The organism is Streptomyces sp. NPDC002680, from assembly GCF_042889145.1.
Classification (GTDB): domain Bacteria; phylum Actinomycetota; class Actinomycetes; order Streptomycetales; family Streptomycetaceae; genus Streptomyces; species Streptomyces adonidis.
In genome coordinates this window covers 1-12,828 of the sequence record NZ_JBIAQP010000025.1, presented here as the reverse complement: position 1 = coordinate 12,828, position 12,828 = coordinate 1, and the positions used below count along the sequence as shown (strand labels likewise).

Annotated in this window: 10 protein-coding genes; 4 read left to right on the top strand and 6 right to left on the bottom strand. The window is 72.8% G+C overall.

Annotation, left to right across the window (positions count from 1 at the left end):
- The first annotated feature begins 142 nt into the window (after positions 1-142).
- Entirely contained in the window at positions 143-1,177 is a 1,035-nt protein-coding gene (locus ACFYXF_RS45405; RefSeq protein ID WP_389359044.1) for a serine hydrolase, read from the top strand.
- 24 nt (positions 1,178-1,201) lie between these two features.
- Here the strand turns inward: ACFYXF_RS45405 and mycP are convergent, their stop codons facing one another.
- Both mycP and ACFYXF_RS45395 read right to left on the bottom strand, forming a co-directional pair.
- Positions 1,202-2,413, bottom strand: a complete 1,212-nt coding sequence (gene mycP / locus ACFYXF_RS45400; RefSeq protein ID WP_389359042.1) for a type VII secretion-associated serine protease mycosin — start codon at positions 2,411-2,413, stop codon at positions 1,202-1,204.
- Positions 2,410-4,992: a hypothetical protein gene (locus ACFYXF_RS45395; protein ID WP_389359040.1), complete on the bottom strand. Its 2,583-nt coding sequence runs from the start codon at positions 4,990-4,992 to the stop codon at positions 2,410-2,412. Before ACFYXF_RS45395 ends, mycP begins: the two co-directional genes overlap by 4 nt.
- A 233-nt stretch (positions 4,993-5,225) precedes the next feature.
- On the opposite strand from ACFYXF_RS45395, the gene ACFYXF_RS45390 reads away from it, so the two are divergent.
- On the top strand, positions 5,226-6,428 hold the full coding sequence (locus tag ACFYXF_RS45390; RefSeq protein ID WP_389359038.1) for an amino acid deaminase/aldolase: 1,203 nt from the start codon (positions 5,226-5,228) through the stop codon (positions 6,426-6,428).
- Between the two features lie 32 nt (positions 6,429-6,460).
- Here the strand turns inward: ACFYXF_RS45390 and ACFYXF_RS45385 are convergent, their stop codons facing one another.
- Genes ACFYXF_RS45385 through ACFYXF_RS45370 form a run of 4 tightly spaced genes read right to left on the bottom strand, consistent with a single transcriptional unit; the run spans position 6,461 to position 10,980 of the window.
- Positions 6,461-7,360: a DUF2510 domain-containing protein gene (locus ACFYXF_RS45385; RefSeq protein WP_389359036.1), complete on the bottom strand. Its 900-nt coding sequence runs from the start codon at positions 7,358-7,360 to the stop codon at positions 6,461-6,463.
- 46 nt (positions 7,361-7,406) lie between these two features.
- On the bottom strand, positions 7,407-8,189 hold the full coding sequence (locus ACFYXF_RS45380; protein WP_389359034.1) for a 3-oxoacyl-ACP reductase: 783 nt from the start codon (positions 8,187-8,189) through the stop codon (positions 7,407-7,409).
- Positions 8,190-8,215: 26 nt separating this feature from the next.
- Entirely contained in the window at positions 8,216-9,583 is a 1,368-nt protein-coding gene (locus ACFYXF_RS45375; RefSeq protein ID WP_389359032.1) for an aldehyde dehydrogenase family protein, read from the bottom strand.
- A gap of 26 nt (positions 9,584-9,609) precedes the next feature.
- Positions 9,610-10,980: a glutamine synthetase family protein gene (locus tag ACFYXF_RS45370; protein ID WP_389359030.1), complete on the bottom strand. Its 1,371-nt coding sequence runs from the start codon at positions 10,978-10,980 to the stop codon at positions 9,610-9,612.
- Positions 10,981-11,075: 95 nt separating this feature from the next.
- On the opposite strand from ACFYXF_RS45370, the gene ACFYXF_RS45365 reads away from it, so the two are divergent.
- Both ACFYXF_RS45365 and ACFYXF_RS45360 read left to right on the top strand, forming a co-directional pair.
- On the top strand, positions 11,076-11,816 hold the full coding sequence (locus ACFYXF_RS45365; RefSeq protein ID WP_389359028.1) for a FadR/GntR family transcriptional regulator: 741 nt from the start codon (positions 11,076-11,078) through the stop codon (positions 11,814-11,816).
- Positions 11,817-11,963: 147 nt separating this feature from the next.
- Entirely contained in the window at positions 11,964-12,668 is a 705-nt protein-coding gene (locus ACFYXF_RS45360; RefSeq protein ID WP_389359026.1) for a gamma-glutamyl-gamma-aminobutyrate hydrolase family protein, read from the top strand.
- The last annotated feature ends 160 nt before the right edge of the window (positions 12,669-12,828 follow it).

Sequence of the window (12,828 nt, the reverse complement as noted above, 5' to 3'; positions counted from 1 at the left end):
GACCCTATCGGGGGATCGCTCCTGGGCTTTCGCCGCCCCGGAAACCCACTGTTTACCGGACTCACGAGATTCTCAGTCAGCGCTGACACACATCTAACATTCGCCTAATCCACCGCACAGTCAGGGCCGCCAGCATCGCGGCATGGCCTCTGAGAGAGCTCCCCGGCGTCGGTCGATCGTCCACATCGTGCTCGCCGCCGCGATCGTCATGGGCGGTACGGGGGTGGGTACCGCGTATGTGAAGGCACAGGCGCACGCGGGCCGCGTATCGTCGGCGTCGCCGGCCTCTCCCTCGCCCTCCACGTCGGCGTCGGCGTCGAGTTCGGCTTCGGCTTCGGTGAGCGAGGAGGCGTCGGTGGAACCCCAGGCGGATCCCACGGTGGATCCGGACACGCTGCTGTCCGAGGCGATGAAGCGGGTGACGGCCGCGGCCGAGAACGGGGCCGAGGTGTCCGTGGCCGTGCTCGACGTAGAGTCGGGCGACAGCGCCACGTACGGGGACGGGGCCTTCGACACGGCGAGCATCGTCAAGGTGGACATCCTGGCGACGCTGCTGCTCCAGGCGCAGGACGAGAAGCGGAGTCTCACGGCGCAGGAGAAGCGGTACGCCACCGCGATGATCGAGCTCAGCGACAACGCCTCGGCGTCGGCGCTGTGGACGGCGATCGGCAAGGCGAAGGGGCTCGCCGCCGCCAACAAGCGCTTCGGGCTGACGGACACCGAGGGCGGCACGGGCATGCTGTGGGGCCTGACCCAGACCACGGCGGCCGATCAACTCACCCTGCTCCGGCAGGTGTTCGCGGAGAACGGGGAGTCGTCGCGGCTGAGCGAGGCGTCCCGGACGTATCTCCAGGGCCTGATGGGCTCCATAGCCGTGGACCAGGACTGGGGGGTGTCGGCCGCGGCTGACGGAGGCACCAAAGGCGCCCGATTCGCCCTGAAGAACGGCTGGTTGCCGCGTACGGCGACCGGACTGTGGGACATCAACAGCGTCGGGCGGGTCACGGCGACGGACGGGCGCGAGTACCTCGTCGCGGTGGTGTCGAACGGCAACACGACGAAGGCGAAGGGGATTTCGCTGGTGGAGTCGGCGGCGCGGGCGGCGGTCTCGGTGTTCGCGAGCGCGGACACGGGGGCGACGACGGCCACGAAATCCGGTACCACCACCGGGTCCTGACGGACGATCAGGTCACCGGATCAGTCACCGGGGGAAGTCGTCGTCGTACGAGTCGTGGGCGGGTTGGACGACCGTTCTGCGGCGACCGCGCCACAGTGTGACCGCCGCGATGAGGAGCAGGGCACCGAGGCCGCCCGCGACGGGGCCGGCCCAGCCTGCGGAGTCGTCCTTCTTGGGGGCCGCGTCGGGGCCCGTACCGAAGTACTCCTTGCCGTACTCGGCCGACTTGAGCTGTTCCGGCTTGAGCTTGCCCGCCGCCTTGATGGCCGCAGCGGGGTCGATGAAGCCGTAGCCACGGGAGTCGTCCCGGCCGCCGTCGGGCGAGTTGCGGGCCGTGTCCTCCAGGAGCTTCTTGATCTGGGCCGGGGTCAGTCCGGGGTGGGCGGCCTTGATGAGGGCGACGGCGCCGGAGACGAAGGCGGCGGCGGCGCTCGTGCCCCAGCCCTCGTAGTAGCGCTCGTCGGGAGCGGCGATGACGACGTCGACGCCGGGGGCGCTGACCGTGGCGTACCAGCGGCGGGTGGAGAAGAAGGCGCGGGTGCCGTACTTGTCGACGGCGGTCGCGGCGATCACGCCGGGGTAGGCGGCCGGGTAGGAGATGTGGTCGCCCTTGTCGCCGCCGTTGCCCGCCGAGGCGACGACGACGGCGCCCTTCTCCAGGGCGTACTGGACGGCCTCGTCCTCGGCGGGTTCGGGGTGGGCGGACTTGGAGTCGTCGCCGAGGGAGAGGTTGATGACGTCGGCGCCCTGGTCGGTGGCCCAGCGGATGCCTTCGGCGAGGGCGTTGCCGCGGGTGTTGCGGGCCTTGCCGCGGGCCGAGTCGCCGTCCTCGAGGATCACGCGGACGGGGAGGATCTTCGCCTCGGGGGCGATGCCCATGACTCCGTCGTCGTTGTCGTAGCCATGGCCGTGACCAGCGATGATGCCGGCCATGGCGGTGCCGTGCCTGGCCCAGGCGGCGTCGCCCCGGCTCGCGCCGAAGCCGACCATGTCCTTGCCTGCCAGGACATTGCCGACGAGGTCGGGGTGGTCGGCCTCGACGCCGGTGTCCAGCACGGCGACCGTGATGCCCTTGCCCTTGGTCGTACGCCAGGCCTCCTGCGTGTGCATGGCGTCGAGGGCCCACTGCTGGGCCCGGATGCCGTCGGCGTACGCGCTGGTGGCGGGCAGGAGGGAGAGCGAGCCGGCCAGGAGGAGGACGAGGAGCCCGCTGCGGGCTGTGCGGGTCCGGATCATGACTGCTGCTTCGCGGCCGAGCCGACGGTCTTGCGCAGGGCCCGTTCCACGCGGTCGGCCAGGCCCTTCGCCTCGTGGCCGAGGCCCGCCTGGGCGGGGGCGGTGGTGGCGCCGGTGGCCATGGCCGCGTCGGCGGGCTGCGGGGAGTCGACCTTCCGACCATCGGCCCAGCCGGAGACGGCGTATGTGACGACGGGGGCGTCGGTGAGGACGGAGATGGTCCAGGAGGCGCGCTGGGCGTCCGTGAAGCCGGCGGCGAGGGTGTTCTTCGCGGCGTAGGGCCGGGGCATCAGGTCGGCCCGCTGGTCGAGTTTCTCGTTGCTGAAGCGGGTGCGCAGGGCGCGCATCGCGGTGGCGTCGGCCTTGGTGAAGAGGAGGCCGACGGTGGTGACGTAGCTCTGGGTCTCGTCGGTGTAGGTGGCGCGCAGGAGGCGCTGGCAGCCGACGGGCGCGAGGGCTTTGAGCAGCAGCGGGTCGAAGGCATCGGCACAACCGCTGTCCGGGGCGACGGCGATCCTGGTCCAGGTCCGGTCGGCGCCACCGGGCCCGGCCCCGTCGCCGTCGATGGTGGGCGGAAACAACTCGTCCACGGGAACGCTGTGCCAGAGACCGGCGGCGGCGGTGAACGCGGTACGCGCACCGGCGTCCCCCGACCCGTCCCCGGTGAGCCAACTCCCGGTCAGCGCACCCCCGATGAGCCCGAGCCCGACCACGGCACAGACAGCGGCGAGCAACACCCGCCCGCTGAAGGAGCGGTACCGCCCCCCGATCCCGTACACATCGGGCTCGGCAAGCGACACAACGGGCCGCCCGGACCCACCGACACCGGAGTCACCGCCGTAGGGGGCGTTCCAGGAGAGCGCGGGGTCGGGCATGCCGGGTGCGGGGCGCGGGGGGTCGACGGGGGGCGGGGGCATCTCGGCGGCGCCGGGACGGCCGTTGGGCGCCTGGGGCTGGTCGGACACCTGCGGGTACGGCCGACCGACCGGGCCGGAGGACGCGCTCGCCGGAGGCACCTGCGCGACGCCAGGACGGCCGCCCGATCTCTGGCGCGGGTCGGGCGCCGGCGAGTACGACGGGGCGGAGGACGCGTTCGTCGGGGGCATCTCAGCGGCGCCTGGACGCCCGTTGGACGCCTGGAGCGGGTCCGGCACCTGCGCGTTCGGCAGATACGGGCGGCCGACCGGGGCGGAAGGCGCGCTCGCCGGGGCGTTCCCGGCGGCGCGGGAACCGCTGCCCGGCGTGTCAGGCCGGTCGGGCACGGACGGGTTCGAGACAGACGGGCGGCCGGAGGGCACGTTCACCGGGGGCATCTCGGTGGCGCCGGGACGGTTGCTCGACGTCTGAGGCGGGCCGGTCTCGGACGGAGCCGAGAGATACGGCCGACCGGCCGGGGCGGAAGGCCCACTCCCGGCGGTGCCGGGACGGTTGCCCGGCGCCTGGGGCGGGTCGGTCGCGGACGGGTCCGAGAGGTACGGGCGGCCGCCGGGGGCCGAGGGACCGCTTGTCGGGCGCGGGGGATCTGCGGGCGCCGGAGGATCGGTTGCGGGCCTGCCCATGGGGTACGGGCGGGCGGCTGGGGCCGAAGGCCTGTTTATCGGGCGCAGCGGATCAGCAGGCGCAGGAGAGCCGGCCACAGGCCCGCCCGTGAGGTACGGGCGACCGGCCGGGGCCGAAGGCGCACCCGCCGGGCGTGGAGGGTCGGCCGGCGCCGGAGGCATCTCGGCGGCGCCCGATGCCTGGGACCGGTCGGACGGGTCCGGGAGGTACGAGCGGCCACCGGGGGCGAAGGGCCGGTCAGGCGTGCGGGGTGTGTCTGTGGAGCGCGGCTGAGGGCCTGTGCCGGGACGGCCGTTGGGGCTGGGGGGCGTCTCGCCCGTGCGCGGCTGGGCGGTCGGCGGGGCCTTGCGGAGGCGCCGGGTCGTCTCCGGGTCGGTCTCGGTGAGCGCGGTCGGGCGCCAGGGTGCCACGGGCGGCTGGTGGGTCGGGCGCGGCGGCAGGTCGGGCCGGGGGCGCGGTGCCGCCGGGGCACGGCCGACGGGCGGCCCGTCGGGGAGCCGCGCCGAGGAGCGCGGCGGCGGAGGCGGGGCTATGGGGTCGGTGCCCTCGCGGGAGGGGGCACGCAGGTGCGGGAAGCGGGGCGTACCAGTGGTGCCGGGTGTACGCCCGGACGTCGTGGTCGTCGCCTCGTCGGGCGCGCCGGGCCTGCCGGCCATGCGCCCCGCATCGGTCCGGTCGCCTGCGCCAGGCTGGTCGCCCGTGCTGCCCGCACCGCCCGCACCGCCCGCACCGCCCGCACCGCCCGCACCGCCCGCACCGGGCAAATCTGCCGTGGCGCCCTCGCTGCCCCCACCGGGCCGCTCGCCCGTGGTGCCCGCGCTGTTCCAGCCAGGCGTGCTGCCCGCGCCGTTGCGGCCGACCGTCGGGGCGTCCGTCGACGGCCGCGGTCCGGGCGGGCCGGAAGTCGGCGGGCGGTGCGCGCCGTCCGGCGTGCTCCTCCCGTCCTCCGCGGTCTCGTCCGTGTCCGGCGGAGTGGTCGGACGTGGAGGGATGGAGGCGCGGCGCGCTTCCGTACTCATGCCACCCCCCGTTCCAAAATCCGTGCGGCGCGGGACGCGGCCGTCCCGGGCACGCATACCCGCGCGGGCGTGCCGCCATCCGGGCGCGTACCTTCGCGCGCGGTGGCTCCTCCCTGCGTGAAGCGTCACTCTACGGGTTGACACCCACCGAGCGGGAACCAGTCCGCGGCACCGTGGCTTCTGCCCGGATCGTCCCCCTACCCTGCGGTAATCGTGTCTGGCAGGCTTCGTTCATGACTGCCCGCGCCGCTGACCGGGCCCGTTACGACCGGGCCACCGCTCACCTCGACGCACCGCTCGCGATCGTCGATCTGGAGGCCTTCGACGCCAACGCCGACGACCTCGTGCGGCGGGCCGCGGGCAAGCCGATCCGGGTCGCCAGCAAGTCCGTACGCTGCCGGGCCCTGCTCGAACGCGTGCTGGCCCGGGAGGGCTTCGCGGGCATCATGTCGTTCACCCTCGGCGAGTCCCTCTGGCTCGCGCGGTCGGGGTTCGACGACATCCTGCTCGCCTATCCGTCGGCGGACCGCAAGGCCTTCGCCGAGCTGGCCTCGGATCCGAAACTCGCCGCCGCCGTGACCGTCATGGTCGACGATCCGGCCCAGCTCGGGTTCATCGACGACGCCCGGGGCGGCGGGCGCGAAGTCGTGCGTGTCTGCCTGGAGTTGGACACCTCGCTGCAACTGCTCGGGGGGCGGGTGCGCGTCGGGGCCCGGCGGTCGCCGTTGCGCTCCCCCGGCCAACTCGCCGATCTGGCCCGGGTGATCGCCCGGCGGCCCGGTTTCCGGCTCGTGGGGATCATGGCGTACGAAGGGCACATCGCCGGGGTCGGTGACGCGATCCCGGGACGGCCGGTGCGGTCGCGGGCGATCCGGCTGATGCAGGCCACGGCCCGGCGCGAACTCGTCGAGCGGCGCGCGGCGGTCGTACGGGCGGTGCGGGCCGTCGTGCCCGACCTGGAGTTCGTCAACGGCGGCGGTACGGGCAGCGTGCAGACGACGGCCGCCGAGGACGCGGTCACCGAGATCGCCGCCGGGTCCGGGCTCTACGTACCGCGGCTCTTCGACAACTACACGTCGTTCAGGGGGCGTCCGGCCGCGCTGTTCGCCCTGCCCGTCGTGCGCCGGCCGGGGGTCGGGGTCGTCACGGTGCTGGGCGGCGGCTATCCGGCGTCCGGCGCGGCGGGGGCGGACCGGCTGCCGGTGCCGTATCTGCCGGAGGGGCTGCGGTACGACGCCCAGGAGGGCCCGGGTGAGGTGCAGACGCCGTTGCTCGGCTCGCCGGCCGACGATCTGCTCGTCGGCGACAAGGTGTGGTTCCGGCACGCGAAGGCCGGTGAGCTGTGCGAACGGTTCGAGGTGCTGCGGCTGGTGGCGGGCGACACGGTGACGGCGACGGTCCCGACGTACCGGGGAGAGGGCCACACCTTCCTGTAGCGCACCTCTGTAGCGCGCCGGAACATGTCCGCTCAGTCCGACGGGCCGATGCTGCTGCCCACTCCCCCGCCGGTGTCCGCGTCGCCGATCGGCCGGATGCCCTCGGTGATCCTGTCGAGGTCGGTCAGCGGCGGCCCGTCCGGACCCGCGTCGACGGCGAAGCGGACGACGACCGGTGCCCCCGTACCGACGCTGGACGGGAAGGCGAGCGACTGGACGTAACCGCCGGGCCCGGCCTCGGTGGTGACCCGCCAGCGGACGAAGTACCCGGCGCGGCCCGCGACGGCGACCGTGCCCGAGCCGACGACCCGGTGCCCCGTGATCCCGCCGAAGGGCCGGCTGCCGATGCGGTCGCGGTCGTACGCGTCGTCGGCCGCGTCCGCGATGTCCGCCCTGGCCAGAGCCTCGGGCGAGGTCTCGGCGTTCTCGGTGACCGTGCGCGAGACGACCCGGCCGTGGTGGCAGACACCGGGGTCGCCGGGGCAGTCGTAGGTGCCGTCGGTGGTCATGACGAGGTCGTCCTCGGTGACGAACTCGGGCCTGACCCAGCCGTCGAGGAGTGGGAAGGTGATCCCGTTCAGCTCGTCGGCCACCAGGGCGGGGGCTGAGGTGGCGGCTGGGGGCGGGGTGTCCGCGACGGTCGGGCCCGTACCCGTACTCGCCCCCGAACTCGTCCCCGTACTCACCGTCGTACCCGTGTCCTCGCCGCCGCTCAGGACGAGCGCGCCCGCGACGATCGCCGCGACCAGGACCCCTGCCGCCGCCGCGAGGACGGTCGCCTTGGCCCGGCCCCCGCCCCCGCCGGGCTGCGGCGGGGGCGGGGGCGCTTCGGGCGTGCGCCAGTGGTCGGTCCAGGCCGTGCCGCCCCACCAGCGCTCCGTGTGCGGGGCGGCCGGGTCGCGGTACCAGCCGGGCGGTGGCGTCGTGCTCATTCCGGCACTGTAGGGGCGCACCCCTGGCCGACGTACGGCTGTCGCCCTACACGGGAGTGACGTACGCGCCCGCGATGCCGCCGTCCACCAGGAAGTCGGTGGCGTTGACGAAGGACGAGTCGTCGCTGGCCAGGAAGGCGACGGCGGCGGCGATCTCGTCGGCCTCGGCGAAGCGGCCGACCGGGATGTGGACGAGCCGGCGGGCGGCCCGCTCGGGGTCCTTGGCGAACAGTTCCTGGAGGAGCGGGGTGTTGACCGGGCCGGGGCAGAGGGCGTTGACGCGGATGCCCTCGCGGGCGAACTGGACGCCCAGTTCACGGGTCATGGCGAGGACGCCGCCCTTGGAGGCCGTGTACGAGATCTGGGACGTCGCGGCGCCCATCCTCGCCACGAACGACGCCGTGTTGATGATCGAGCCCTTGCCCTGGCGCCGCATGTAGGGGATCGCGGCCTTGCAGCACAGGAAGACGGAGGTGAGGTTGACCTCCTGGACGCGCTTCCAGGCCTCCAGCCCTGTCTCCAGGATGGAGTCGTCGTCGGGCGGTGAGATACCGGCGTTGTTGAACGCGATGTCGACGCTGCCGTAGGTGTCGTACGCCGTCTTGAAGAGCGCCTCGACCTGCTCGGGGTCGGTGACGTCGACCTTGACGAAGATCCCGCCGATCTCCTCGGCGGCGGCCTTGCCGCGTGTCTCGTCGACGTCGCCGCAGACGACGTGGGCGCCCTCGGAGGCGAGCCTGCGCGCGGTGGCGAGGCCGATGCCGCTGCCGGCACCGGTGATGACGGCGGTACGGCCGACGAGACGCCTGCAAATGCTCTCTGCGGTCACTGTGCGGGCCTTCCGTGCTAGATGGTCTAGATGGTGCTGATGAAGACGTTCTTGGTTTCGGTGAAGGCGGTGAGGGCGTCCGGGCCCAGCTCGCGGCCGATCCCGGACTGCTTGAATCCGCCGAAGGGGGTCCAATAGCGCACGCTGGAGTGCGAGTTGACGGACAGGTTGCCCGCCCGGACGGCCTGCGAGACGCGCAGGGCGCGGCCGACGTCCCGGGTCCAGATGGAGCCGGAGAGGCCGTAGTCCGTGCCGTTGGCCAGCTGGATCGCCTCCGCCTCGTCCGCGAAGGGGAGGACGACGGCGACGGGGCCGAAGACCTCCTCGACGGCCACGCGCGCGTGCGGGTCGACGTCGGTGAGGACGGTCGGCGGGAACCAGAAGCCGGGGCCCGCGGGCGCCTCGCCCCGGATGCCGGCCAGGTCGTCGGTGACGTACCCGCGTACGCGGTCCAGTTGGGCCCTGGAGATCAGTGGGCCCATCTGGGTCTTCTCGTCGGCCGGGTCGCCGACGAGGACGGACTCGACGGCGGGGGCGAGGAGTTCGAGGAAGCGGTCGTACACGGAGCGCTGGACGAGGATGCGGGTGCGGGCGCAGCAGTCCTGGCCGGAGTTGTCGAGGAAGGACATGGGGGCGGCGGCTGCCGCGGCCTCGATGTCCGCGTCGGCGAAGACGATGTTGGGGCTCTTGCCGCCGAGTTCGAGGGTGACACGCTTGAGGAGCGCCGACCCTTTCGCCAGCACCTGCTTGCCCACGCCGGTCGATCCGGTGAAGACGATCTTCGCTACGCCCGGGTGTTCGACGAGCGCGTTGCCCGCGACGGGGCCGTGACCGGGCAGCACCTGGAACAGCCCCTCGGGAAGGCCTGCCTCCAGGGCGAGTTCGGCCAGCCGGAGGGCGGTCAGCGGAGTCGTCTCGGCGGGTTTGAGGATGACCGCGTTGCCGGCGGCGAGCGCGGGGGCTGTCCCCCAAGCCGCAATGGGCATCGGGAAGTTCCAGGGCGCGATGACCCCGACGACGCCGAGCGGTTCGAGGATCGTGATGTCGAGACCGCCGGCGACCGGGATTTGACGACCCGTCAGCCGCTCGACACCCCCCGCCGCGTAGTCGAGGAGATCGCGGACGTTGCCGGCCTCCCAGCGCGCGTTGCCGATGACGTGTCCAGCCTCGCGCACCTCCAACTGGGCCAGTTCTTCGAGGTGTTCGTCGACGGTGGCGGCGAAGCGGCGCAGCAGCCGGGCGCGGTCGGCGGGCGCGAGGGCGGCCCAGCGGGCCTGGGCGTGCGTGGCCCGTACGACGGCCGCGTCGACGTCCTCGCGGGTGGCGGCGGGGACGGTGGCGACGACGTCCTCGGTGGCGGGATTGAGGACGCGCAGCTCATGCTCGTACGACAAGGAAGGACCTCTCACGGAAGTTCGAATCACAGACGTTCGAAGGAGCGGCGAAGCTCCCAGTCGGTCACCGCGGCGTCGAAGGCGTCGAGTTCGACGCGGGCCATGTTGCGGTAGTGGGCGACCACCTCGTCACCGAAGGCGGCCTTGGCGACGGGGCTGTTCTCCCACAGCTCGGCGGCCTCGCGCAGGGTGGTGGGGACATGGGCGTACTCGCCGGTGTAGGCGTTGCCCGTGCACGCCTCGGGCAGTTCCAGCTTCTGCTCGATGCCGTACAGCCCGGCGGCGACCAGCCCGGCGACCGCGAGGTACGGATTGACGTCACCACCGGGCAGCCGGTTCTCGAACCGCATGGACCGCCCGTGGCCGACGACCCGCAGCGCGCAGGTGCGGTTGTCGTAGCCCCAGGCGACGGCGGTCGGCGCGAAGGAACCGGGCTGGAATCTCTTGTACGAGTTGATGTTGGGCGCGTAGAGGAGTGAGAAGTCCCGGAGCGCGGCGAGCTGCCCGGCGAGGAAGTACCGCATGACCTCGGACATGCCACCGGGATCGGCGGCGGTACCGGCCATGACGTTGGACCCGTCCGAGTCGGCCAACGACAGGTGGATGTGACAGGAGTTGCCCTCGCGCTCGTTGTACTTGGCCATGAAGGTGAGCGAGTAGCCCTCCTGGCTGGCGATCTCCTTGGCGCCGGTCTTGTAGACGGCGTGCTGGTCGCAGGTGACGAGGGCGTCGTCGTACTTGAAGGCGATCTCGTGCTGGCCCGGGTTGCACTCGCCCTTGGCGGACTCGACGATCAGCCCGGCGCCCGTCATCTCGTTCCGGATGCGGCGCAGCAGGGGCTCGATGCGCCCGGTGCCGAGCACCGAGTAGTCGATGTTGTACTGATTCGCCGGGGTCAGGTCGCGGTAGTGGGCGTCCCAGGCCTGCTCGTACGTGTCCTTGAAGACGATGAACTCAAGCTCGGTGCCGACCTTCGCGGTGAACCCGTGCTCGGCGAGCCGTTCCAGCTGGCGGCGGAGGATCTGGCGGGGCGCGGCGACGACCGGGGAGCCGTCGTTCCAGGCGAGGTCGGCGACGAGGAAGGCCGTACCGGTGTTCCAGGGCAGCCGCCGGAGCGTGGAGAGGTCCGGGTGCATGGCGAAGTCGCCGTACCCCCGCTCCCAAGAGGACATCTCGTACCCATCAACGGTGTTCATCTCGGTGTCGACGGCGAGGAGGTAGTTGCAGCCCTCGGTGCCGTGCTCCAGGACGTCGTCGAGGAAGAAGCGGGCGGCGAACCGCTTGCCCTGGAGCCGCCCTTGCATGTCGGGGAAGGCCAGGACGACAGTGTCGATCTCACCGCTCGCGACGAGGGCGTGCAGTTCGTCGACGCTCAGCGGGGGTGTGCGGTCTGCCACGGGAAAGCTCCTTCGGCTTCTGCGCGTTTTTTCAGCCGGGCCGGAAGCCATAAGGTATTGCGGAGAACCATTGCTTGGGAAGGGGGCACGGCCAGATGGCGCTGGACGCTGAGGGCGGCCTGGAGGACCGGTTGACGCCGGTGCTGCGGCCGGTGCGTGCGGGCAACGGTTTCGAGGAGGCGCTGGAACAGATTCTGCAGGTCGTACGGCTGGGCCTGGTACCGGGCGGCGAGCGATTGCCGGCCGAGCGGGAGCTCGCGGAGCGGCTCGGGATCAGCCGGGTGACGCTGCGCGAGGTGCTGAAGGTGCTCCAGGACCAGGGACTGGTGGAGTCGCGGCGCGGCCGGTACGGCGGAACGTTCGTGCTGCCGCGCGCCGACGCCGGCGCGGGTGGCGAGGACGAGCTGCGGCGGCGGATCAGCGCGGTCGACATCGAGGACGTGCTGCGCTTCCGGGAGGTGCTGGAGGTGGGTGCGGCGGGTTTGTGCGCGCAGCACGGACTGTCGGCCGAGCAGGCGGGGCGACTGCGGGAGGCGCTGGCGCGCACGCAGGACGCGCCCCTGTCGGACTACCGCCGCCTGGACACGCTCCTCCATCTCACCCTGGCCGAACTGTGCGGCTCCCCGACGCTGACCTCGCAGTACGCGGCGGTACGGGCGACGGTGAACGACCTGCTGGACTGCATCCCGCTGCTGGTACGGAACCTGGAGCACTCGCAGCGCCAGCACGCGGCGCTGGTGGACGCGGTGCTCGACGGGGACGCGGACGGGGCGCGGGAGATGATGCGGGAGCACTGCTCGGGGACGGCGGCGCTGTTGCGGGGGTTCTTGGCGTAGCGGGCGCGGGGGATGTTCGGCGGGTGAGACGCGGGTTGCCTCATGGGGTGAGGGTCGGCAAAGGTATGGCGGTACGCCATTGGAAGCCCAATCGGAAGCCCAATCGGAGCCCCATTGGATGCCCCGTTGCCTGCCAGGGAGGCCCTCGTGACGACCGCCGGACGACGACCGCTGATCGGCGTCAGCACCTACCTGGAGTCCGGCGCGCGCTGGGGTGCGTGGGAGTTGCCCGCGGCGCTGCTGCCTGCCGGGTATCCGCGGCTCGTGCAGCGGGCCGGGGGCATCGCCGCGATGCTGCCGCCGGACGATCCGGCGCACGCCGCCGCGACGGTCGCCCGGCTCGACGGGGTCGTGATCGCGGGCGGGCCGGACGTCGATCCGGCCCGGTACGGAGCGGATCGCGACCCGCGTAGCGGGCCGCCCGCCGAGGCGCGGGACGCGTGGGAACTGGCGCTGATCGAGGCCGCGTTGGCGTCCGGGACGCCGCTGCTGGGGATCTGCCGGGGCATGCAGCTGCTGAACGTGGCCCTGGGCGGCACGTTGGTGCAGCACATCGACGGGCACGCGGTGACTCCGGGGGTCTTCGGCGAACACACCGTGAAGCCGGTGCCGGGCACGCGGTACGCGGAGGCGGTACCGGAGGCGACGTCGGTGCCGACGTTCCATCACCAGGCGGTGGACCGTCTGGGGAGGGGGCTGGTGGCGTCGGCGTACGCGGAGGACGGGACGGTGGAGGCGGTGGAGCCGGGGGTTGGGGGTGCTGGTTCCGGGTGGGTGTTGGGGGTGCAGTGGCATCCGGAGATGGGGGAGGACTTGCGGGTGATGGGGGCGTTGGTGGGGGTGGCGGGGTAGGGGGTTTTCTTCGCCCCCGCCGCCCCTACCCGTCCCATCCTTGGGGGGGGGGGGGGGCCCCCCCCCCCCCCCCCCCCCCCCCCCCCCCCGGGCGGGGGCCGCCCCCCCCCCCCCCCCAAAAAAAAAAAAAAACCCCCCCCCCCCCCCCCACACACCCCAC

Bases quoted from the DNA above. Each gene is read 5' to 3' on its own strand.
- ACFYXF_RS45365 (WP_389359028.1), top strand. From the start codon at position 11,076: ATGGCGCTGGACGCTGAGGGCGGCCTGGAGGACCGGTTGACGCCGGTG.
- ACFYXF_RS45395 (WP_389359040.1), bottom strand. From the start codon at position 4,992: ATGAGTACGGAAGCGCGCCGCGCCTCCATCCCTCCACGTCCGACCACT.
- ACFYXF_RS45405 (WP_389359044.1), top strand. From the start codon at position 143: ATGGCCTCTGAGAGAGCTCCCCGGCGTCGGTCGATCGTCCACATCGTG.
- ACFYXF_RS45390 (WP_389359038.1), top strand. From the start codon at position 5,226: ATGACTGCCCGCGCCGCTGACCGGGCCCGTTACGACCGGGCCACCGCT.
- mycP (WP_389359042.1), bottom strand. From the start codon at position 2,413: ATGATCCGGACCCGCACAGCCCGCAGCGGGCTCCTCGTCCTCCTCCTG.
- ACFYXF_RS45385 (WP_389359036.1), bottom strand. From the start codon at position 7,360: ATGAGCACGACGCCACCGCCCGGCTGGTACCGCGACCCGGCCGCCCCG.